Consider the following 21018-nt stretch of genomic DNA (forward strand, 5'->3'; position numbering starts at 1 on the left):
CATGGCTGACCACATCGATCCCGCCGCCCCTGCGGTGATGCCCCTGGGCGTGCACGAGCTCGGCGCCACCGCCACCGGCAGCTACCACGACCCCCACTCGGTCCTGGGGGCGCACGAGTACGAGGGCACCACCACCGTGCGCACCCTCAAGCCCCTCGCCCGCGCCGTCGAGCTGGTGCTGCCCGACGAGAGCGCCCATCCGCTCGCCCACGAGTACGACGGGATCTGGGCGCTCGCGCTCGACGAGCCACGGCTGGAGTCCTATCGCCTCCGCGTCACCTGGGAGGAGGGCGCCGAGCCGGTCGAGCTCGAGGAGCCGTACCGCTTCGAGCCCACCGTCGGCGAGTTCGATCTCCACCTGATCCGCGAGGGCCGCCACGAGGAGCTGTGGAGGGCGCTCGGTGCGCATGTGCGCACGCTGGACGACGTCGAGGGGACGTCCTTCGCGGTATGGGCTCCCAACGCCCGCGCCGTGCAGGTGATCGGCGCCTTCAACGGCTGGGACGGTCGCAGCCACGCGCTGCGCTCCCTGGGCGCCTCCGGGGTGTGGGAGATCTTCGTGCCCGGGATCGGGGACGGCGAGGTCTACAAGTACCGGATCCTCGGGGCCGACGGCACCTGGCGCGACAAGGCCGATCCGATGGCACGACGGGCCGAGGTGCCCCCGGCGACCGGCTCCGTCGTCACCACCAGCGAGTTCGAATGGACCGACGAGCACTGGCTCGCCCAGCGCGCCGCACAGGATCCCGTCTCGTCCCGGATGTCGATCTACGAGCTGCACCTGTCCAGCTGGCGGCCCGGCCTCACCTATCTCGAGCTGGCCACCGAACTGGTCGACTACGTCACCGACCTCGGCTTCACCCATGTGGAGTTCATGCCCCTGGCCGAGCATCCCTTCGGCGGCTCCTGGGGATACCAGGTCACCGGCTACTACGCGCCGACGTCCCGCCTGGGCTCCCCCGACGAGCTGCGCCATCTGATCGATGCGCTGCACGCCGCGAACATCGGGGTGATCCTGGACTGGGTGCCGGCCCATTTCCCCAAGGATGACTGGGCGCTGGCCCGCTTCGACGGCACCGCTCTGTACGAGCATGCCGATCCGCGTCGCGGCGAGCACCCCGACTGGGGGACGCTCGTGTTCGACACGGGTCGTCACGAGGTGCGCAACTTCCTGGTCGCCAACGCCAGCTACTGGCTCGAGGAGTTCCACGTCGACGGCCTGCGGGTGGATGCCGTCGCCTCCATGCTCTACCTCGACTACTCGCGCGAGGAGGCGCAGTGGATCCCGAACCGCCATGGCGGGCGCGAGGACCTCGAGAGCATCGCCTTCCTGCAGGAGACCACCGCGACCGCCTACAAGCGGGCCCCGGGCATCATGATGATCGCCGAGGAGTCCACCTCGTTCCCCGGCGTCACCCGCCCCACCGATGCCGACGGCCTGGGCTTCGGCTTCAAATGGAACATGGGCTGGATGCACGACACCCTGGAGTATCTCGGCCAGGATCCGATCAACCGCCAATACCACCATGGCGACCTGACCTTCTCGATGGTCTACCAGTACTCCGAGAACTTCGTGCTCCCCATCAGCCACGACGAGGTGGTCCACGGCAAGGGGTCGCTGCTGCGCAAGGCGCCCGGCGACGACTGGCAGCAGGCCGCTTCGCTGCGCACCTACCTCGCCCTGCAGTGGACCCACCCGGGCAAGCAGCTGCTGTTCATGGGCAGCGAATTCGCCCAGGGCACCGAGTGGTCGGAGCAGGCGGGCCTGCCCTGGTGGCTGCTGGAGTACCCGCTGCACCGCGGGACCCAGCAGCTGGTCAAGGACCTCAACGCCCTCCAGGCCGAGCTGCCCGCGCTGTACGAGGGCGATCAGGACCCCGCCGGGTTCGAGTGGCTGATCGGGGACGACGCCGAGCACAACACGATCAGCTTCGTGCGGCGCGACCGCGCCGGCGATCCGGTGGTGGTGGTCTTGAACTTCTCGCCGCAGCCGTGGCACGACTACCGGATCCCGCTGCCCGAGGGCGGCGATTGGCTCGAGGTGCTGAACTCCGACGCTCCGGTCTACGGCGGCAGCGGGCTCGGCAACCTGGGACGGGTCCATGCCGAGGAGCTGCCGCTGCACGGTCGTGGTCATTCGGTGCGACTGACGGTGCCGCCGCTCGGCGCGGTGGTCCTCGTGCCGGCGCGACTGCGCGAGAGCTGAGTTCGACGCCTCACCGGCCCGGACACCGCGCGACCGCATAGACGGCACGGGCACCGCAGCTCGGGCACCGCAGCGCAGGTACCGCGGCTCGGACACCGCAGCGCAGGTAGCGCGGCTCGGGTGGCACGGACACGGCATCAAGAGCGGGCCGGGGGCATCCCCGGTCCGCTGGCCTGTCAGCAGAGCGGATCTCCACCCGGACGGCCGCCCGCCGTCAGCACTGCACGATCAGGTACGCGAGATCGGCACTGCACGATCAGGCAGGCGAGATCAGTAGAGCAGGTTCGCCAGGCGCTTGCGGGCGGCGGGCACGCGCGGATCGGCGGGACCGGCCACCTCGAACAGCTGGAGCAGACGGTCACGGAGCTGCGCCTTCGTCTCCGCGTCGGCGCCCCGGAGGCGGTCGAGCAGACGGGTGAAGGCATCCTCGACGTGGCCGCCGAGCATGTCGAGATCGGCGACCAGGAGCTGGGCGTCGAGATCCTGCGGCCGCTGCGCGGCATCCTCGCGCACTGTGTTCGCGTCGATGCCCTGGGTGCGCTGCATGAGCGACACGGTCGCCAGGCCCGCCTTGGCCTCGGCGTCGGCCGGGGAATCGTTCAGCTGCTTCTCGTAGGCCACGACAGCTGCCTCGAGGTCACCCTTCTCGATCGCCTCGTAAGCCTCCGCGATGAGCGGGGGCAGGGGCTCCTCGGGCGGGGCCTGCTGCTCGCTCTCCCCGGCGGCAGTGGTGTCCAGCCCCTGCTGCGTGGCGAGGTCGATCACCTGCGTCAGGAGATTGTCGACCTCTTCGTCGGGCAGCACGGACTGCACGATGGGCTGAACCTGGCCGAGGATCAGGAGCAGCAGGGTGGGCAGCTGCTGGACCCTCAGGGCGCCGGCGACGCGCTGCTGGGTGTCGGCATCGACCACCGCGAGGCGCAGAGCGCCGTTCTTCGCGTCGACCCCACGCCGCAGCGAGCTGAGGAACTGCTCGCCCTCGGGGACCCGGGCGCTGGTGACCAGCAGCAGCGTGGGGATCTGCTGCGAATCGGCGACGAGCTGCTCGAGCCCCTGCTCGGTCACCGCCACCTCATGCGCGGACGGGGTGCCGCTGGTGCTCGGGGACCCACCGGCGGGCTGCTTCAGCTCGGCGAGGTCGATGATGCCGTACGGATCGGTCACGGAAGTGCTCCTTCGACGAGTTCGGGACTCCGACAGTCTAAGGAGTGCAGCCGCTCTGCGCTCCCAGCTCCTGCGGGTCGGCCCTCAGGGCCTCACGAGCCCTCGGCACCCAGGGTGGTGAGCGTCGCGGCGATCGGCTGGATCGTGCCGCCGGCGTCCTTGGAGGGGATGTACAGCGCCACGTGGGTGCCGAACTTCCGGATGTACTCCTTGGTGAACTCCCGCTTGCCGATCACCTTGGTGTAGGGATTGTCCTCCCCGTACCGCATGGTCGCGCGGTCCTTGATGGACACCGTGCGGGAGGACAGCAGAGTGCCCATGACGATCGCGCCGCCGTCATCGGTGCGCAGGCCTGCGAACTCCTCCTCCTTGACCGCGTAGGTCTCCTTCACGGTCGCCGCCTCGTCCTTCTCGACGCCCGTGTTCAGCTCGGTGCGCTCGGTCTGGATCTGCTTGTGGCGCTCCGTCATGAACGGGTCCTCGCCGAGCAGGTCGTCGGCGTCCGCGTCCTTGCCGTCCGAGAGCACCTTGGCGTACAGCGCGAGCGCCTTGTCCGGAGTGAGCAGGAGGTCATCGGCATCCGCCGCGACCGCCTCGGAGCCGACCAGCTCGTTGGGCACGCTCGGCATCTCGATGCCGGCAGCCTGCTGAGCCCAGCCCCAGGCGGAGTAGGGGGACTTCGCGTCGGCCTGCTGGAGCGCCATGAAGAACGGCACGCCCTCCTTCGCGGAGTCCTCGACCAGCGCGATCGCCACCCGCGGGAACTCCGCGCTGACGGTCGTCATGGGGACGATCAGCGTGTCGCTGGGCGTGGTGAGGAAGTCCTTCCACTCCTCGGCCTCCTCGATCATCGCGTAGGCGGCCTTGCGGAAGTCCGCGGCGGACCCGGAGACGCGCGGCGCGAGCTTCTTGGCGTCCATTTTCTTGTCCGCGGCGACCACGGCGGCATTGACCTCGCTCACGCAGGTCTCGAACTGCTCGTGCGTGTTCACGGGCGTGGGCTCGGCCGGCTCGGGACCCTTGGGCGGTGCCGGCGGGGCCTCGGGCTCGGAGGAGCACGCGGCGAGGGCACCGGTGGCGAGCAGGGAGCCCGCACCGAGGAAGAAGCCGCGGCGGGCGACGGGTCGAGCGGTCATGAGCGTGTCCTTCCGCGCGGGGCGGCGCAGGGTCGGGCGGGTCATCGCGGGTCCTCGCTGCCGGGGAGCTCTTCGGACGCATCGGACGCACCGAAGCCGTCGGAGGCGTCGGACCCGTCGGAGCCATCGGGCCCGTCGGAGGCATCGGAGGACTCAGCGGTGCCGTTGTCGCCTCCGAGCGTGTGCGCGGGAGCGTCATCGGCCCGGCCGAACCCCCAGGCGTCGGTGTCGCCGTCCACGGGGGCGAGGACCTCGGTGTCGTCGACCGGGGCGAGCGTCTCGGTGCGGTCCGTCGGACGGTCCTCGGCGTGGTCCGTCGAACGGTCCCCAGCGTGGTCCGTCGGACGCTCCTCGGCGCGGCCCACTGCGGAGAGGACCTCGGTGTCGTCCGTCGGGGCGTGCGTCCGGGACTCGTCCACCGGAGGGAGCACGTCGGTGGTCTCCGCGCTCGTCACGCTCGCCTCGTCGGCCGAGACGTCGTCATCGGCCTCCGGAGCGGCCATGGCGCCCGCTCCTGCGGCGGCCGGGGCCGTCGCCCCGCCGGCGAACGGTGCGTCGGTCTCGTCGACGCCGTCGGTCGCGACGTCCTCGCCGCCGATCTCGTCCAGCTCTTCCTCGTCACGGCGACGTCCGCCGATCGAGACCACGAGCAGCACCAGACCGATCACGGCGATCGCGGCGCCGCCGGCGTAGGCGAAGGGGACCCATTCGTTCTCGGCCTCGACCGGCCAGGTGATGGAGATCGAGTCGGCGCCCGGGGCGCTGCCGTCGGTGACCACGAGGATCGAACGGTAGGCCTGCTTGTTCTCGCCGTGTTCCTGCGCGGCGAAGTCGGCGACCTCAAGGGTGTACGGCGAGGCGCTCGTGTCCACGGTGCGCCACAGATCGGAGTCCGTGGGGCTGCTGATCTCCGTCTCCCCGTCGGGATGCACGGCCTCGGTGCTGAGGGTGCTCCAGTCGCTCGCCCCGGTGATGCGGGTGTAGGCGGTGTCCTCCAGGTAGGCCTCGATGTCGGAGTTGTCCGCGGTGATGACGGAGACGTCCGATTCCCCCTCGATGGTCACCTCGCCCTCCATGCCTCCCACGTAGAGCACGCCCGGATCGATCACGACGGCGGGGCCCGGATCGCTGAGCTCGACGGAGGCGGTGGTCTCGGTGGCGGGGGCCCAGGTGGTCTCTCCGAGGCGGCCCAGCGCCAGCCCGATCAGGCCCAGCAGGACCAGGAGGACGGCGAGGAGTCGTTTCACGATGGGTTGTGCTCCTAGAAGGCGGCCCGAGGGGGCCAAGGCGGCGGACCGTCCCACGATAGGGTGCGCAGCACGGCCTGGAACAGTTCCGCGTGACCATGTGCACCTGGGCAAAGAGATCTCCATGAGCATGCCATGCGCCTCTCATCAGGCACGGGACGGCGCTCCGCAGAGCCGTCGGGCCTTCCCGTGCCGTACCCTGTCGGGGTGCGTCTCGTCGTTGCCCGCTGCTCTGTCGACTACACCGGTCGACTCACCGCCCACCTCCCCCTGGCTCCGCGCCTGCTGATCGTCAAAGCCGATGGCAGCGTGCTGGTCCATTCGGACGGAGGCAGCTATAAACCTCTGAACTGGATGACTCCTCCCTGCACGCTGCGCTCCACGCGTCGCGATGACGACGAGATCGAGGCCGATCCGGACAGCGACTGGATCGAGCAGTGGGACGTCACCCATGACAAGACCGGTGACAAGCTCCGCGTGCGTCTGCACGAGATCCTCGAGGACAGCTCCCATGAGCTCGGCGAGGACCCCGGACTCCAGAAGGACGGCGTCGAAGCGCACCTCCAGGCCCTGCTCGCCGAGAACATCGACACCCTCGGCGAGGGCTGGAGCCTGGTGCGCCGGGAGTACGGCACCGCGATCGGCCCGGTCGACATCATGGCGCGGGACGCCGACGGTGCCGCCGTGGCGATCGAGATCAAGCGCCGCGGCGAGATCGACGGCGTGGAGCAGCTGACCCGTTATCTCGAGCTGCTGAACCGTGACCCGCTGCTGGCGCCGGTGCGCGGGGTCTTCGCCGCCCAGGCCATCAAACCGCAGGCCCGCGTTCTCGCGGAGGACCGCGGGATCGACTGCGTCACCCTCGACTACGACGCCCTGCGCGGGATCGACGACGTCGACTCGCGACTGTTCTGAGCCATCCCTCCCCCACCCCCAGGAGTTCCCGTGACCACGGCAGCCTCGTCGGACCGCACCGCACCACTGGCCGTCGACCTCGCCCTGCACGGGACGACCGTGCTGAAGCAGGGCGTGCTCCCCGACGGCCTCGTGCTGATCTCCGGCGCGGACGTGGTGTGGTCCGGCCCGGCCTCCCACGCCCCGGAGCATGCGGCCGCCGAGGAGATCGCCCATGACGGGCTGATCCTGCCGGGCCTGGTGGATCTGCACTGCCACGGCGGCGGCGGCGTCTCCTTCCCGGACTCGACGTCCCCCGAGGAGATGCTCACCGCAGTGCGCGAGCACCGCCGCCATGGGACCACGTCCCTGGTCGCCTCGCTGGTCACCGCGGAGGCCGAGACCCTGCGGGCACGGGTCGCGGATCTCGCGCAGCTCGCGGACGATGGCGAGATCGCCGCGATCCATCTCGAGGGGCCGTTCGTCTCCGTCGCCCGCTGCGGAGCCCAGAACCCCGAGCACATCATCGGCGGCGACGCCGATCTGGTGCGTGAGCTGGCCGCGATCGCCGGCGGATCGCTCGCGACGATGACCGTCGCCCCCGAGGTCGACGGCGCCGACCCGGTGCTCGAGGCCCTCGCCGAGGTGGGGGCGGTCCCCTCGCTCGGGCACACCGACGGGTCGAGCGAGCAGATGACCCGGGCGGTCGCCACCGCGAGAGCCGAGCTTCGCCGTGAGCACGGCCGCTCCCCACTCCCCACGGCGACCCACCTGTTCAACGGCATGCGCCCGATCCACCATCGCGATCCCGGGCCCGCGTTCGCGGCACTCGATGCCGCCGCCCGCGGCGAGCTCGTCGTCGAGGTGATCGCCGACGGCGTCCACCTGGATCGCCGGACCGTCGCCCACATCTTCTCCGTCGCTGCGCAGGACACGGTCGCGCTCGTGACCGATGCGATGGCGGCCGCCGGAATGCCCGACGGCCAGTACCGTCTGGGCGCGCTGGACGTCACGGTCGACGCAGGCATCGCCACCCTCACCGGGGGCAGCTCGATCGCCGGTGGCACGGCGCATCTGCTCGAGGTGGTCCGCTTCGCCGTCTTCGAAGCGGGTGTGGACCTGGTCTCCGCGGTGCGCGCTGCGACGACGGTCCCGGCACGAGTGCTGGGCCAGGAGGATCGGATCGGCTCGCTGGAGCCCGGCCGCCGCGCCGACGCCGTGCTGGTGGACGCCGATCTGCGGCCGGTGACGGTGCTGCGGGCCGGTCAGCGCGTCGAGGGCTGACCCCCCTCACCGCGCGCCACGGGAGCGACCCGCTCAGAGGATCGAGCCGAGAAAGGTCGCCGAGCACCGCCAGGGCGTGCCGCGTTGCGGCGGTGCACAGGGCCGTCGGCACGTGCCGCGCCGCGGAGGCGTGCAGGGCCGTCGGCACGTACCGTGCTGCGGGGGCGTGCAGGGCCGTGCAGGCTCAGTCGGCGTCGCCGATGACGAGTCCGGTCGGTGCGGCTTCGATCCAGGCGTTCAGCGCCGCGCCCGAGGAGATCCCCATGATCGCGAGCTCGGTTCGCCCGCCACGCAGCCGGAACTCGACCAGATAGCTGTCCTCCTCGCCCTGTGCCCGAGCCTCGAGCCGACGGCGGGACACGTCCAGCAGGTCAGCTCTCAGGATGGTCGTCTCGGGCCCCACCCGCAGGGAGAGCGCACGGAACCACAGCAGCCGATCGGTGCCGAAGCGCATCAGTCCCGGCGACCAGTGCGAGCGCCCGGTGACCCCGCGGCGCTCGAGGGAGCAGTCGAAGGCACCGCGCCGGCGCGACATCCCGATATTGCGGACGATGAGCACCACGGCCAGGACGACAAAGAGCATCCCGACCCCCTCGAGGAGGACCGGGATGCTCAGGTCGATCATGGACGGTTCAGAATCCGCTCAGCGTGCCGACTCGACGAGCTCGGCGTCGTCGACGCCGATCGTCACGATGTCGGAATCGACGGAGACGAACCCGCCATGGACCGTTCGCTCGGAGACGGTGCCGTCCTCGCCGGTGATGCGCACCGCGCCCTCGCCGAGCACGGCGAGAGTGGGCTGCATGCGCGGCAGGATGCCCATCGACCCGTCGGCCGCAGGCACGACGACCTGGGCGGCCTGGCCGGTCCACACCGTCCGGTCGCTGGTGACGAAGGTGACCTCGAGGGTGCTCACGCCCCGAGCTCCTTCTGGATCCGGTGGTGGTTCTCCATCACCATGTCGATGCCGCCGACGTTGAAGAAGGCCTGCTCCGAGATGTGGTCGAACTCGCCGTCGCAGATGCCCTTGAAGCCCTCGATGGTGTCGCGCAGCGGGACGTCCGAGCCGTCGACGCCGGTGAACTGCTTGGCGAGGTGCGTGTTCTGCGAGAGGAACTGCTGGATGCGGCGTGCCCGCGACACCGTGATCTTGTCCTCCTCGGAGAGCTCGTCCACACCGAGCATCGCGATGATGTCCTGGAGCTCCTTGTTGCGCTGCAGAATCTGCTTCACGCGCACCGCGGTGCCGTAGTGGTCCTGGCCCACGTACTGCGGGTCGAGGATCCGCGACGTGGAGGTCAGCGGGTCGATCGCCGGGTACAGACCGCGCGAGGCGATCTCTCGGGAGAGCTCCGTGGTGGCGTCGAGGTGCGCGAACGTCGTGGCCGGCGCCGGGTCGGTGTAGTCGTCAGCCGGCACGTAGATCGCCTGCATCGAGGTGATCGAGTGACCACGGGTCGAGGTGATGCGCTCCTGGAGCACACCCATCTCGTCCGCGAGGTTGGGCTGGTAGCCCACGGCCGACGGCATGCGGCCCAGCAGGGTCGACACCTCGGAGCCCGCCTGCGTGAAGCGGAAGATGTTGTCGATGAACAGCAGCACGTCCTGGGACTGCACATCGCGGAAGTACTCCGCCATGGTCAGCGCGGACAGCGCCACCCGGAGACGGGTGCCCGGGGGCTCGTCCATCTGGCCGAAGACCAGTGCGGTCTTCTCGATGACGCCCGACTCGGTCATCTCCTCGATGAGGTCCCAGCCCTCACGGGTGCGCTCACCGACGCCGGCGAACACGGACACACCGTCGTGGTTGTTCGCCACGCGGTAGATCATCTCCTGGATGAGGACCGTCTTGCCGACGCCCGCGCCGCCGAACAGGCCGATCTTTCCACCCTGCACGTACGGGGTGAGGAGGTCGATCGACTTGATGCCGGTCTCGAACATCTGGGTCTTGGACTCCAGCTGATCGAAGTTCGGCGCCTTGCGGTGGATGGGCCAGCGCTCGGTGACCTCGAGGGTCTCGCCCTCGGGGAGGTTCAGCGCGTTGCCCACGGTGTCGAAGACGGTGCCGAGGGTGACGTCGCCGACGGGCACCGAGATCGGAGCGCCGGTATCGGTCACGTCCTGACCGCGGACCAGGCCGTCGGTCGGCTTGAGCGCGATCGCGCGGATCATGCCGTCGCCGAGGTGCTGGGCGGTCTCGAGGGTGATGACGGCCGAATCGAGCCCGGCGCTGCTCGCCTCGACGCTCGCGTGCAGAGCGTTGTACATGGCGGGGATGTTCCCGGGCGGGAACTCGATGTCGACGACGGCGCCGGTGACGCGCGCGATGCGTCCGGTCGCGGTCGCGGGGGCGGAAGCTGTGGTGGTCATGTTCGTTCTCTCCAAGGGGTCGGGCCCGCGCTCAGGAGCGCAGGCCAAGAGTTCTCAGCGTTCGGTGCGCCCGGATCCGGCGAGGGCGTCGGCGCCGCCGACGATCTCCGTGATCTCCTGCGTGATCTCTGCCTGACGAGCGGTGTTCGCCAGCCGGGTGAACTTGTCGATCTGTGTCTGTGCGTTGTCGGTCGCGGTCTGCATCGCACGCTGGGTGGCGGCGTGCTCCGAGGCCATCGACTGCATCAGCAGGTTCACGATGCGCGACTCGACGTACCGCGGGATGAGCTCCTGCAGGGTCGTCTCCGCGTCCGGAGCGAACTCGTAGAGCGGGAAGGCGCCGGGGACGTGATCCTCGGCGTCCACGAGCTGCATCGGCACCAGACGACTGGCCCGTGCGGCCTGCTTGAAGCGGCTCAGGAAGCGCGTCCCGACGAGGTAGAGCTCATCCAGATGCGTCTCCGGATCCTCCGACAGGAGATCGGCGGTGAGGGTGTGCGCGATGTCCTGTCCGAGCGACCCGAGCTCGGGCTCGCTGTACGGTGCCCAGGCACGGTGAGGATCACGGTTGCGGAAGCGGAAGTACGCCTCCCCCTTGCGACCCACGACGTACAGGACCGGGGTCTTGCCCTCGTCGATCAGGGTGTTGGCGAGCTCCTCGGCCGTGCGGATCGCGTTGTGCGAGTACGAGCCCGTCATGCCGCGGTCCGCGGTGATGAGCAGGATCGCGACGCGACCGCTCTGCGCACGGTCCGCCTGGAGGAACGGATGCTGCGCCTCCTGCGAATGCGTCGCCACGGCACCGATCGCCTGCGTCAGCGCATCGGCGTACGGGGTCGTCGCGAGAACGCGGGCATGTGCCTTGGAGATGCGCGAGGCCGCGACCATCTCCTTGGCCTTGAAGATCTTCTTCATGCCCTGAGCGGACCCGATCCGCTGCTTGTACTCCCTCTGCTGTGCTCCCATGTCTCTCCTCGTACGTGGCGATCGACCGGCATCATCCGCCGTGCCCGCCGCGAACGGCGGGCACGGTGATCGGATCAACCGCGGGCGATGGTCTCCTGGTCGATGTCTTCGTCCTCGAGGCTCGTCTCGACGTCGTTCAGCGGGGTCTTGCCCTTGCCGGCGAGGAAGTCCTTCTTGACCTCGTCGAGGATCGCGATGAGCTCCTCCTCGGTCGCGGGCTCGAACTTCGAGGTCGAGCGGATCGCCTCGAGCACGCCGCCGTTGTGGCGGAGGTGCTCCAGCAGGTGCGACTCGAAGTCACGCACGTCCTCGACGTCGATGTCGTCGAAGCGACCGGTGGTGCCGGCCCAGATCGAGACGACCTCCTCCTCCATCGGGAAGGGAGAGCTCTGGTTCTGCTTGAGCAGCTCCATGAGGCGGGCGCCGCGGTTCAGCTGCTGCTTGGACGCACCGTCGAGGTCGGAGGCGAACATCGCGAAGGACTCGAGGTCGCGGTACTGCGCGAGCGAGATCTTCAGCGTGCCCGAGACCTTCTTCATGGCCTTGGTCTGCGCGGAGCCGCCGACGCGGGACACCGAGATGCCGACGTCGACCGCCGGGCGCTGGTCCGCGTTGAACAGGTCCGACTGCAGGAAGCACTGGCCGTCGGTGATCGAGATGACGTTGGTCGGGATGTACGCCGAGACGTCGTTCGCCTTGGTCTCGATGATCGGCAGGGCGGTCATCGAGCCGCCGCCCATCGCGTCGGACAGCTTCGCACAGCGCTCGAGCAGACGGGAGTGCAGGTAGAACACGTCGCCCGGGTAGGCCTCACGGCCCGGCGGGCGGCGCAGCAGCAGGGACACGGCGCGGTAGGCCTCGGCCTGCTTGGAGAGGTCGTCGAAGACGATGAGGACGTGCTTGCCCTCGTACATCCAGTGCTGTCCGATGGCCGAGCCGGCGTAGGGGGCGATGTACTTGAAGCCCGCGGGGTCGGAGGCCGGAGCCGCGACGATCGTGGTGTACTCCAGCGCACCGGCCTGCTCGAGGGTCGAGCGCACCGAGGCGATGGTCGAGCCCTTCTGGCCGACGGCGACGTAGATGCAGCGCACCTGCTTCTCCGGGTCGCCGCTCTCCCAGTTCGCCTTCTGGTTCAGGATGGTGTCCAGCGCGATCGTGGTCTTGCCCGTCTGACGGTCGCCGATGATCAGCTGACGCTGGCCGCGACCGATCGGGGTCATCGAATCGATGGCCTTGATGCCGGTGGCCAGCGGCTCCTTGACGCTCTTGCGCTGCATGACGCCGGGCGCCTGCAGCTCGAGGGCACGACGCCCGGAGGTGTCGATGGTGCCCAGGCCGTCGATCGGGGCGCCGGTGGGGTCGACCACGCGGCCGAGGTAGCCCTCGCCGACGGGGACGGAGAGGACCTCACCGGTGCGGCGGACCTCCTGGCCCTCCGCGATGCCGGAGAACTCGCCGAGGATCACGACGCCGATCTCGCTGAGCTCGAGGTTCAGCGCAAGGCCGAGCTCCCCGTTCTCGAAGCGGACGAGCTCGTTGGCCATGACGTTGGGCAGGCCCTCGACACGGGCGATGCCGTCGGCCGACTCGGTGACGCGGCCGATCTCCTCGCGGTCGGTGGAGCCTGCCTGGTAGGTGGACACGGCGGTGTCCAGGGCATGCCGGATGTCCTCCGGGCGGATCGTGAGCTCAGCCATCGCGGTGCTTCGCTTCCTCTCGTGGTCCCGTCGCTGCGGGAGGTGATGTGTGGTGCTGGGGGATGTGCCGCGGCCAGGGGCCGTCAGGACACCAGGTGTTCGCGAGCCTGGGACAGGCGCGCGAGGACGGTTGCGTCGTAGAGGTCGTCTCCGACGTGGATCCGCAGACCGCCCACGACGTCCTGCGAGACCTCGAGGTTCATCTGCACCTCACGGCCGTAGATGCGCGCGAGCACGGTCCCCAGACGGGACTGCTGCGCCTCGTCCAGCGGACGCGAGGTCTCGACCACGGCCAGCAGACGCTGACGGCGCTCCGAGGCGAACTCCGCGAACTCGCGCACTCGACGCGAGGGCTTGAGCTCGACCGCTCGGGACACGGCACGGACCGCGAGTGCGGTGGTGAGCCGGTTCGCGCGGCCCTCGAGCAGGGTGCGGACGACGTTCCCGCGGGCGGACGGATCCTCCCTGGCATCGTCGAAGCTCGAGGAGAGCTCGGCGCTGTCGTCGATCGTGCGGGAGAACTGGAACAGCTCCTCCTCGACCTGACCGAGGCTGCTCTCCCGCTCGGACTGCTCGAGCAGTGCGAGCACGCCCAGCCGTTCGAGCGCGTCGAGGATGTCCTCCTGCTCGGACCAGCGATGGCTCACGACCCCAAGGGTGAGACCGAGTGCGGCGTCGCTGACCTTGCCGGCCAGCAGCGCACGGACAGCCGCCTCCTTCGCCTCGGCGCCACGACCGGAGTCGCTCAGCAGACGCACGAGCTGGTTGCTGGAATCGATCGCATCGGCGATCGCGAACAGTTCGTCCGCGGTGCTGTCCAGCGAGACGCCGTCCGTCGCGAAGACGGACTGGGCCTGCTGAGCGACCTCGGCGAACGAGGTGGAGGAAGTTCCTCGCATCACTGGTCCTTATCGGGTGGCGGTCTGGCTCGACTCGAGGTCGTCCAGGAACCGATCGATCACACGGCGGGAGCGCTCATCATCGGTGAGGGACTCCCCGACGACCTTGGAGGCCAGATCGCTCGCAAGCGTGCCGACCTCGCTGTGGAGCTGCGCGGAGGCCGTCTGGCGCTCTGCGGACAGCTGCTGACGGCCGGCGACGAGCACACGCTCGGACTCCGACTCTGCACGGACCTTCGCCTCTTCCACGATGCGGGCGCCGTCCTGGCGCGCCTTCTCGCGAATGCCTGCGGCCTCCTGGCGAGCAGCGGCGAGCTCCTCCTCCTGGGTGGCCTTGAGGTCGTCGGCCTGCTGCTGGACCTCTTCTGCCTTCTTCAGGCCGCCCTCGATCTTCTCCGCACGCTCGTCGAGCACGGCGTTCAGCCGCGGCAGGACGAACTTGAGGAAGACGACGGCGAAGATGATGACGAAGATCAGGGTCCAGATGATCTCCGGGACCTCGGGCAGCAGAAGCTTGTAGCCCGGGACTTCTTCTTCGGCGAGAATCATGGGGAGAGCCTCAGTTGAAGAGCAGGCCGGTGACGATGGCCAGCAGGGTCAGGATCTCGGTGAACGCGATACCGATGAACATGGTGGTCTGGAGCTGGCCGCGCAGCTCGGGCTGACGCGCGGTGGCCTCAGCGGTCTTGCCGACAATGATGCCGATGCCGATGCCGGGGCCGATCGCGGCGAGGCCGTAGCCGATCGACGCGACGTTGCCGGAGACTGCGGAGAGGATCATCGGGTCCACGGGATTTCCTTTCGTTGTGCCGCCCGGGCGGGCGGCAGACAGGGGTCTTGCGGGGAGGTGAGGGTCAGGTGCGAGCGGTCAGTGCTCGTCGGAGGTGGCCATCTGGATGTACACCGCGGCCAGCATCGTGAAGATGAAGGCCTGCAGGGCGGCCACGAAGATCTCGAAACCGAAGATGCCGATCGCAAGGGCGCCGGTGAAGGGCGAGCCCAGGATGAGCCAGGTGCCCGAGAGCAGCAGGCCCTGGGTCAGGCCGATGAAGACGACCATCATGATGTGGCCGGCGACCATGTTCGCGAGCAGTCGGATCGTGAGCGACGCCCAGCGGATCAGCACCACCTGCAGGAACTCGATCGGGATCAGCAGCAGGTAGATCGGCTTCGGCACCCCGGGAGGCATCGTCTCGTGCTTGAGGTAGCCCGCGAAGCCATGCTTCTTCACGCCCGCGACCACGTAGGTCACGAAGGTCCACAGCGCCAGCAGCAGCGGCAGACCGATCACGGAGGTGCCGGCGAGGTTGAGCCCCGGGACCACTCCGGCCAGGTTCATCGAGAGGATGAGGAAGAAGATCGTGATCAGGAAGGGGGCGAAGCGCCGGCCCTCCCGGATGCCCAGGGTGTTCTGGATGATCGTGCCGTGCACGAATTCGATGAGCAGCTCGACGATGCTCTGCGCACGACCCGGCACCAGCTTGGCGCGCGAGGCGATCACGCACGTCACGATGAGGACGACGGCGATCACGATCAGTCGCACGAGCTGGACGCGGTTGAACTCGAACGGCGTCCCTGCGAAGAGGATCGCCGGCGGGAAGAACTCCGCGAGGGTCGGGATGTGGAAGAGCGAATCGCCCTCTGCGTACAGCGTGGGGCTGAGGTCTGCGGTGTTCAGCTCGATCTCCCGTGGTCGTACAGCCTGGCGTGAACACGCCGGCCGTGGCCGTCATCTCGATCTGGACCGACCCGGGTACGACCATCGTGCGTACGGCGATGGACGAAGCTAGGCGCCTCGGGTGGTCGATCAGTGGTCGCAACCCTGCGGTTATGCACCGTGATCAGGGCTCGAGCACCTGGAAAAGCATAACAGAGTGCACTCCTCATGCATCGTCCTCGGGAGGTGCTGCGACCGGCTCCACATCCAGCGGCTGGCGTGAGCGCATCAGCAGCGTCACCTCCACCGTCACGGCGGACACTGCGCCGACCAGCAGTGCCAGTCCGATCCATCGGGTCGAGACGCTCGCGAGGTCCCGGACCACGATCAGGACGAGAATCACAATCAGCATCTTGACGGCCCAGCTGCCGAGCACGCCCGCAGCCATCGTCACGGGGGTCATCCGACGGCCGATGACGGCGATCACGAGAGTCGGCAGCACGACGACGAGGGTCAGGCCGGTGCCGATCAGGGCGCCGATGAGGGCCGGCCCGTCGGCCGTCACCGCGGCGACCGTGATCACGATCGCGTCGAGGACCAGGCCGACCACGAGCGCCAGCAGGACCGCTCGCTGCATGGCGCGGTCCCCCACGGCACGGCGGCGCCTGCGCGCCTCCGAGACGGGCGGGTCGGCGGGAGCGGCGTCGCCCCCTGCGCCGGGAGCGCCGACAGGGCGGGAGGGCTGGTCAGACTGAGGAGACATCGGGGTCCTTCCGGCGGCGCCCAGGGCGCCATCTGAGCGGGTCGAAGGTCATCAGGAGCGCGAACAGCAGTCCGCACACCCAGAAGATCACGACGGCCTGGGTGGAGAGCACGAGGGGCAGGAGCAGCCCGACGGAGATCACCACCGTCCACGTGTACATGATCAGCACGGCGTTGCGCTTCGAATGGCCCAGCCGCAGCAGTCGGTGGTGCAGGTGGGCCTTGTCGGCGTGGAAGGGCGACTTGCCCGACCCGATCCGTCGCACCACGGCCAGGGCGAAGTCCAGGAACGGGATCACCATGACCCCGATCGGCAGCAGGATCGGAAGGAACTGACCGAAGAAGTCCGCGCTCGAGAGCCGGGCGGGGTCCACCTGCCCGGTCACCGCGATCGTGCTCGCGGCCAGCAGCAGTCCCAGCAGCATCGACCCGGAGTCCCCCATGAAGATGCGGGCCCGGGTCATGTTGTGCGGGAGGAAGCCCAGACAGGCACCGATCAGCACGGCGGTGAGCAGTGCGGCGAGGGACGAGTAGTCCGTGGTCGAGGCATTGCGGGTGAGCGTGTAGGCGTAGACGAAGAACGCGGCGCCTCCGATGGCCATCACCCCGGCGGCGAGCCCGTCGAGCCCGTCGACGAAGTTCACGGCGTTCATGCACACCACCACGACGAGCACGGTGAGGATCAGGGCCGAGCGCTCCGACAGGATCGTCACTCCCCCGATGGGCAGGGACACCAGGCTCACCCCCTGCCAGGCCAGCAGCATCGCGGCGAGGATCTGCCCGGCGAGCTTCGTCATCCAGTCCAGGTCCCATTTGTCATCGGCCGCGCCGAGCAGGCACACCAGTCCTGCCGCGGCGAGGATCGCCCACGCCTGTCGGGTGTCGGCGAAGAGACCTTCGAGGAAGGGGATGTTGCTCGCGACGACCATGGCGGCGACCACGCCGGAGAGCATCGCCAGCCCGCCCAGGCGAGGGGTGACGGCGTCGTGCACGTCACGGGCGCGCACTGCGGTCATCGCACCGGCCCGTCGGGCCAGCAGCCTCACGGCGGGAGTGACCAGATATGTCACCGCGGCGGAGACCAGCAGGATGAAGAGATAGATCCTCACCCTTCAGCGTTCTCCTCGCCGGGTCCGCCGGGGCGCCTGGGTGCGGCGGCATCGGGGTCGTCCGTGCCAGGAGCCTCGGCGGCGGGCTCCGCGGCGGCGTCGGACGCGGCGGGCGCCGGATCGGGCTGCGTCGGCGGGTTCTCCAGGGGCGATTCAGGGTCGGGGGTGGTGGAGAGCTCGACGAGGTCGGGCTCTGCCGGGAGGTCGAGCACGCCGGGGGCCTCCGCTGAGGCAGCGGGCGCAGCGGTGGCCTCGAGGGTGGACGGTTCCGCGGGATCTGCGGGGTCTGCCGGACCTGCGGGAACTGCGGGGTCAGTCTCCTCCGCAGGAGCGAGGCTCGTGGCAGCTCCGGTGGCGTCAGCCTGCTCTGCGGGGTTCTGCGCCGCGGGGTCGTGCTCTGCGCCGTCCTGCTCCGTGGCCTGCTCAGAGCCCTCGGACTCTTCAGACCCCTCAGCCCCTTCAGCCCCTTCTGCCTCTTCAGCGCCCTTGGCGTCCTCGGAGTCCTCGACCTCGGGAGCGGCGAAGATGTCGCCGACGGCGGCGATGATCTCCTCCTTCGTCAGGACGCCCTCACGGACGATCTCGGGGGGCTCCACCGTGGTGTCGATGATCGTGGAGCTGGTGCCGATCTTGGCGGTGCCGCCGTCGAGGTACTCCTCCACGGAGTCGCCGAGCTGGGTGGCCGCGTCGAGCACCGTGAGCGCTGCGGACTTCCCGTGGCGGTTCGCGCTGGAGACGGCGAGCGGCCCGGTGCGGCGCAGCAGCTCGAGGGCGACCTCGTCATCGGGCATGCGCAGCGCGACGGTGCCGCGGGTCTCGCCCAGGTCCCAGGTCAGGGACGGCTGGGCGCGGAGGATCAGGGTGAGCGGGCCGGGCCAGAACTCCTCGGCGAGCTGCTCGACGTAGTCCGCGACGTCCATCGCCAGCGCCAGCAGCACGGCATGGTCCCCCACCAGCACGGGCGGAGGCACATCGCGACCTCGGCCCTTGGCCTCGAGCAGGTCGGCCACGGCGTCAGGGGTGAAGGCATCGGCGCCGATGCCGTAGACGGTGTCCGTCGGCAGGACGATCAGCTTGCCGTCGCGGACGGCGTCGGTCGCCGCGGCGAGGGCCGCCTCGCGGGATTCAGGGTTCTGGGTGTCGTGCACGCTCACTGGGTCAGTCTCTCACTTCCAGGGTTAAGGTCCCCGTCCCCACGTCGCGCGATCAGGAACCGATCGCGACCGGTGAGGTCAGGGGCAGTGCTCAGAGGGTCGAATCCACCGATCTGCGCGGCGGCGTCTCGGGCGGCCGGACCCTGGACATCAGCATGCTCCATGATGAGCACGCCGCCGGGGCGCAGCAGGCGGGAGGCCCAGGAGATCACGGCACGCGGTACCTCCAGGCCGTCGCTCCCCCCGCCGAACAGTGCTCGGTGCGGATCGTGCTCGAGCACCTCGGCGTCGCGGGGCACGGCTTCGGGCGGGATGTACGGCGGGTTGGAGACGATCGCGTCGACCGGTGCCGCCGCGATCAGCTCCGCGAGGGACGAGGACGTGGAGTCTCCGAGGTCGGCCTGCAGCACGCGCCCTCGGCCGGGACCCGCACTCTCGAGGTTCTCCCGGGCCAGGGCGGCCGCGGCGGCATCGATCTCGACCGCGAGCACCCGGCTGCCGGGGATCTCATCGAGCACTGCGGCGCCCAGGGCACCGCTGCCGGCGCACAGGTCCAGCACGGTGGCGAGCGGACCCTCGCTGTGCTCGCGCAGCAAGTCGATCGCGAGCTCGGTCTCCGGGCGCGGGATGAACACGCCCGGCCGCACGGCGAGCATCAGGCGGCGGAAGGGCGCCCGGCCGAGGATCAGCTGCAGGGGTTCGCGCAGCTCCCGGCGCGCGGTGAGCCTTTCGAGCTCCGCGGAGAAATCGTCCGGCAGGTCGTCGAGCATCACGAGGGGACCCTCGCAGCGGGCGGCGGCGCCGAGCAGAGCACGCGCATCGACGCTGGGTGAGGGCACGCCGGCCCGTCCCAGCCGCTGGGTGGTCTCGGACAGTGCGGTGCGCAGACGCGTGCGGGTGTCGGCGGCGCTCATCGGGTGCTGTCCTCGCCCGAGGAGCGTCGGGCGTCCTCGAGCCGGGCGGCGCGCTCTGCATCCCGGGAGGAGGCGATCAGCGCATCGAGGTCGCCGGCGAGGACGTGGGCGAGGTTCCCTGCCTTGTACCCGGTGCGGTGGTCGGCCACGCGCGACTCGGGGAAGTTGTAGGTACGGATGCGCTCACTGCGATCCACGGTGCGCACCTGGGAGCGACGGGCGGCGGCGGATTCCTGCTCCTGCTCGGCACGACGGGCATCGAGCAGACGGGTGCGCAGGATCCGCAGCGCCTGCTCGCGGTTCTGCAGCTGGCTCTTCTGGTCCTGGCAGGAGACGACCACACCCGTCGGCAGATGGGTGATGCGCACGGCGGAGTCCGTGGTGTTCACGCTCTGGCCTCCGGGACCGCTCGAGCGGAAGACGTCGATGCGCAGGTTCGCGGGCGCCATCGCCTCGGCGAGCAGCTCGCCCTCGTCGGTCTCGTCGGCCTCGGGCATCACGAGCACGCCGACGGCGGAGGTGTGGATCCGCCCGGCGGATTCCGTGACCGGCACACGCTGGACCCGGTGCACGCCGGCCTCGTGCTTGAGGTGGGCGTAGACGCCGTCGGCCGGAGCGGTTCCGGAGCGGGCGCTGATGGCGGCGGTGACGTCCTTGAAGCCGCCGAGGTCGGACTCGGCGGAGGTGAGCACCTCCACGCGCCATCCCCGGTGCTCGGCGTAGGCGCGGTACATGCGCAGCATCTCGGCGGCGAACAGCGCGGATTCCTCGCCGCCCGCCCCGGCCTTGATCTCCAGGATCACGTCGCGGGCGTCGTCGGGGTCACGAGGTGCCAGCAGGTCCTCGAGGTGCTCCTGCTCCTGCTCCAGGCGGGCCCGGAGCTGCTCGGCCTCGGCGGCCAGCTCCGGGTCGTCCTCCCCCATCTCGAGCAGCTCGTGGGCGGTGGCGAGATCCGCGGAGAGGGCGGTGACCCGATCCGCGGTGGTGAGCACGGTGTCGAGCTCGGCATACCGCCTGCCCACCCGTCGGGCGCGGGCCGGGTCGTCGTGCAGCTCCGGATCCGCCATCGATTCCTGGAGCCGGGCGCGCTCGAGGCGCAGGGGATCCAGACGATCATCCTGACCGTCCGTGCTGTGCTCACTCATCTCGGCTCATCTCGGCTCCGCCCTCACATACGACGACGCCGGTGCACGCCCTGGGGCGCGCACCGGCGTCGGAGACTGGGATCAGGCTCGCGCTCCGCAGCCTGACCTCCTGCCGAACGCGCCTTCCAGCGCGTCCGTCAGGAACTCTGTCAGGCCTTCTTGCCGTAACGGGCCTGGAAGCGTGCCACGCGGCCGCCGGTGTCGAGGATCTTCTGCTTGCCGGTGTAGAAGGGGTGGCATGCCGAGCAGACCTCGGTGCTGATCGCACCGTCCTTCTTGGTGCTGCGGGTCGTGAACGAGTTGCCGCAGGTGCAGGTCACCTGGGTCTCGACGTATGCGGGGTGGATATCAGCCTTCATGTCTCTCCTTCTCAGGGTCGCTGGGTCGGCGCCCGGCGGGCGCCGTGAACCAGAA

At 69.6% G+C, this 21018-nt stretch carries 21 protein-coding genes; 3 read left to right on the forward strand and 18 right to left on the reverse strand.

What is annotated here, in order from left to right; genetic code table 11:
• Position 1: 1 nt before the first annotated feature.
• Positions 2 to 2206, forward strand: coding sequence for a 1,4-alpha-glucan branching protein GlgB (gene glgB / locus CIK71_RS10770; RefSeq protein ID WP_096165671.1), 2205 nt, complete (start codon positions 2 to 4; stop codon positions 2204 to 2206).
• Between the two features lie 270 nt (positions 2207 to 2476).
• Here glgB and CIK71_RS10775 read toward each other — a convergent pair whose 3' ends face one another.
• The 3 genes from CIK71_RS10775 to CIK71_RS18040 form a co-directional block, all read right to left on the reverse strand.
• Positions 2477 to 3370 (reverse strand): co-chaperone YbbN, encoded by an 894-nt coding sequence (locus CIK71_RS10775; protein ID WP_096165672.1) that lies wholly within the window; start codon positions 3368 to 3370, stop codon positions 2477 to 2479.
• 92 nt (positions 3371 to 3462) lie between these two features.
• Complete coding sequence (locus tag CIK71_RS10780) at positions 3463 to 4551, reverse strand: DUF8094 domain-containing protein (protein WP_096165673.1); 1089 nt, start codon at positions 4549 to 4551, stop codon at positions 3463 to 3465.
• Entirely contained in the window at positions 4548 to 5753 is a 1206-nt protein-coding gene (locus tag CIK71_RS18040; RefSeq protein WP_245857488.1) for a hypothetical protein, read from the reverse strand. The genes CIK71_RS10780 and CIK71_RS18040 overlap by 4 nt, the downstream gene beginning before the upstream one ends.
• A gap of 207 nt (positions 5754 to 5960) precedes the next feature.
• On the opposite strand from CIK71_RS18040, the gene nucS reads away from it, so the two are divergent.
• A complete protein-coding gene (gene nucS / locus CIK71_RS10790) occupies positions 5961 to 6668 on the forward strand; it encodes an endonuclease NucS (RefSeq protein ID WP_096165733.1) in 708 nt (235 codons plus the stop codon).
• A 30-nt stretch (positions 6669 to 6698) separates the two neighbouring features.
• Positions 6699 to 7931 (forward strand): N-acetylglucosamine-6-phosphate deacetylase, encoded by a 1233-nt coding sequence (locus tag CIK71_RS10795; protein WP_158541978.1) that lies wholly within the window; start codon positions 6699 to 6701, stop codon positions 7929 to 7931.
• A gap of 184 nt (positions 7932 to 8115) precedes the next feature.
• Here the strand turns inward: CIK71_RS10795 and CIK71_RS10800 are convergent, their stop codons facing one another.
• From CIK71_RS10800 to rpmE, 15 genes are all read right to left on the reverse strand, one after another.
• Positions 8116 to 8556: a DUF2550 domain-containing protein gene (locus CIK71_RS10800; RefSeq protein ID WP_096165674.1), complete on the reverse strand. Its 441-nt coding sequence runs from the start codon at positions 8554 to 8556 to the stop codon at positions 8116 to 8118.
• An 18-nt stretch (positions 8557 to 8574) separates the two neighbouring features.
• Positions 8575 to 8847: a F0F1 ATP synthase subunit epsilon gene (locus CIK71_RS10805; protein WP_096165675.1), complete on the reverse strand. Its 273-nt coding sequence runs from the start codon at positions 8845 to 8847 to the stop codon at positions 8575 to 8577.
• On the reverse strand, positions 8844 to 10301 hold the full coding sequence (atpD, locus tag CIK71_RS10810) for a F0F1 ATP synthase subunit beta (protein WP_158541979.1): 1458 nt from the start codon (positions 10299 to 10301) through the stop codon (positions 8844 to 8846). Before atpD ends, CIK71_RS10805 begins: the two co-directional genes overlap by 4 nt.
• A 54-nt stretch (positions 10302 to 10355) precedes the next feature.
• Positions 10356 to 11267, reverse strand: a complete 912-nt coding sequence (locus CIK71_RS10815; RefSeq protein WP_096165677.1) for a F0F1 ATP synthase subunit gamma — start codon at positions 11265 to 11267, stop codon at positions 10356 to 10358.
• A 74-nt stretch (positions 11268 to 11341) separates the two neighbouring features.
• A complete protein-coding gene (gene atpA, locus CIK71_RS10820; RefSeq protein ID WP_096165678.1) occupies positions 11342 to 12964 on the reverse strand; it encodes a F0F1 ATP synthase subunit alpha in 1623 nt (540 codons plus the stop codon).
• Positions 12965 to 13047: 83 nt separating this feature from the next.
• Positions 13048 to 13863, reverse strand: a complete 816-nt coding sequence (locus tag CIK71_RS10825; protein WP_096165679.1) for a F0F1 ATP synthase subunit delta — start codon at positions 13861 to 13863, stop codon at positions 13048 to 13050.
• 9 nt (positions 13864 to 13872) lie between these two features.
• A complete protein-coding gene (locus CIK71_RS10830) occupies positions 13873 to 14412 on the reverse strand; it encodes a F0F1 ATP synthase subunit B (protein ID WP_096165680.1) in 540 nt (179 codons plus the stop codon).
• A 10-nt stretch (positions 14413 to 14422) separates the two neighbouring features.
• Positions 14423 to 14653, reverse strand: a complete 231-nt coding sequence (atpE, locus tag CIK71_RS10835) for an ATP synthase F0 subunit C (RefSeq protein WP_096165681.1) — start codon at positions 14651 to 14653, stop codon at positions 14423 to 14425.
• A 78-nt stretch (positions 14654 to 14731) separates the two neighbouring features.
• On the reverse strand, positions 14732 to 15547 hold the full coding sequence (gene atpB / locus CIK71_RS10840) for a F0F1 ATP synthase subunit A (protein ID WP_158541984.1): 816 nt from the start codon (positions 15545 to 15547) through the stop codon (positions 14732 to 14734).
• Positions 15548 to 15746: 199 nt separating this feature from the next.
• Complete coding sequence (locus tag CIK71_RS10845) at positions 15747 to 16283, reverse strand: Cg1360 family ATP-synthase-associated protein (protein WP_245857491.1); 537 nt, start codon at positions 16281 to 16283, stop codon at positions 15747 to 15749.
• Positions 16267 to 17391 carry a glycosyltransferase family 4 protein gene (locus CIK71_RS10850; RefSeq protein WP_096165684.1) on the reverse strand — a complete coding sequence of 375 codons (1125 nt, stop codon included), beginning with the start codon at positions 17389 to 17391 and terminating at the stop codon, positions 16267 to 16269. The genes CIK71_RS10845 and CIK71_RS10850 overlap by 17 nt, the downstream gene beginning before the upstream one ends.
• Complete coding sequence (locus CIK71_RS10855; protein ID WP_096165685.1) at positions 17388 to 18545, reverse strand: L-threonylcarbamoyladenylate synthase; 1158 nt, start codon at positions 18543 to 18545, stop codon at positions 17388 to 17390. The genes CIK71_RS10850 and CIK71_RS10855 overlap by 4 nt, the downstream gene beginning before the upstream one ends.
• The gene (locus tag CIK71_RS10860; protein ID WP_096165686.1) at positions 18542 to 19459 is read right to left on the reverse strand and encodes a N5-glutamine methyltransferase family protein; all 918 of its coding nucleotides are present in this window, start codon (positions 19457 to 19459) and stop codon (positions 18542 to 18544) included. Before CIK71_RS10860 ends, CIK71_RS10855 begins: the two co-directional genes overlap by 4 nt.
• Positions 19456 to 20604, reverse strand: a complete 1149-nt coding sequence (gene prfA / locus CIK71_RS10865; RefSeq protein ID WP_096165687.1) for a peptide chain release factor 1 — start codon at positions 20602 to 20604, stop codon at positions 19456 to 19458. Before prfA ends, CIK71_RS10860 begins: the two co-directional genes overlap by 4 nt.
• A gap of 149 nt (positions 20605 to 20753) precedes the next feature.
• The gene (gene rpmE / locus CIK71_RS10870) at positions 20754 to 20963 is read right to left on the reverse strand and encodes a 50S ribosomal protein L31 (protein WP_096165688.1); all 210 of its coding nucleotides are present in this window, start codon (positions 20961 to 20963) and stop codon (positions 20754 to 20756) included.
• Positions 20964 to 21018: the final 55 nt, after the last annotated feature.

Origin of the sequence: Brachybacterium alimentarium (genome assembly GCF_002332425.1) — a bacterium.
Classification (GTDB): Bacteria; Actinomycetota; Actinomycetes; order Actinomycetales; family Dermabacteraceae; genus Brachybacterium; species Brachybacterium alimentarium.

Coding starts and splice junctions, on each gene's coding strand:
- glgB (WP_096165671.1), top strand. CDS start 2: ATGGCTGACCACATCGATCCCGCCGCCCCTGCGGTGATGCCCCTGGGC.
- CIK71_RS10780 (WP_096165673.1), bottom strand. CDS start 4,551: ATGACCCGCCCGACCCTGCGCCGCCCCGCGCGGAAGGACACGCTCATG.
- CIK71_RS10800 (WP_096165674.1), bottom strand. CDS start 8,556: ATGATCGACCTGAGCATCCCGGTCCTCCTCGAGGGGGTCGGGATGCTC.
- atpD (WP_158541979.1), bottom strand. CDS start 10,301: ATGACCACCACAGCTTCCGCCCCCGCGACCGCGACCGGACGCATCGCG.
- CIK71_RS10815 (WP_096165677.1), bottom strand. CDS start 11,267: ATGGGAGCACAGCAGAGGGAGTACAAGCAGCGGATCGGGTCCGCTCAG.
- atpA (WP_096165678.1), bottom strand. CDS start 12,964: ATGGCTGAGCTCACGATCCGCCCGGAGGACATCCGGCATGCCCTGGAC.
- CIK71_RS10825 (WP_096165679.1), bottom strand. CDS start 13,863: ATGCGAGGAACTTCCTCCACCTCGTTCGCCGAGGTCGCTCAGCAGGCC.
- CIK71_RS10830 (WP_096165680.1), bottom strand. CDS start 14,412: ATGATTCTCGCCGAAGAAGAAGTCCCGGGCTACAAGCTTCTGCTGCCC.
- CIK71_RS10845 (WP_245857491.1), bottom strand. CDS start 16,283: ATGTCTCCTCAGTCTGACCAGCCCTCCCGCCCTGTCGGCGCTCCCGGC.
- CIK71_RS10860 (WP_096165686.1), bottom strand. CDS start 19,459: ATGAGCGCCGCCGACACCCGCACGCGTCTGCGCACCGCACTGTCCGAG.
- prfA (WP_096165687.1), bottom strand. CDS start 20,604: ATGAGTGAGCACAGCACGGACGGTCAGGATGATCGTCTGGATCCCCTG.
- rpmE (WP_096165688.1), bottom strand. CDS start 20,963: ATGAAGGCTGATATCCACCCCGCATACGTCGAGACCCAGGTGACCTGC.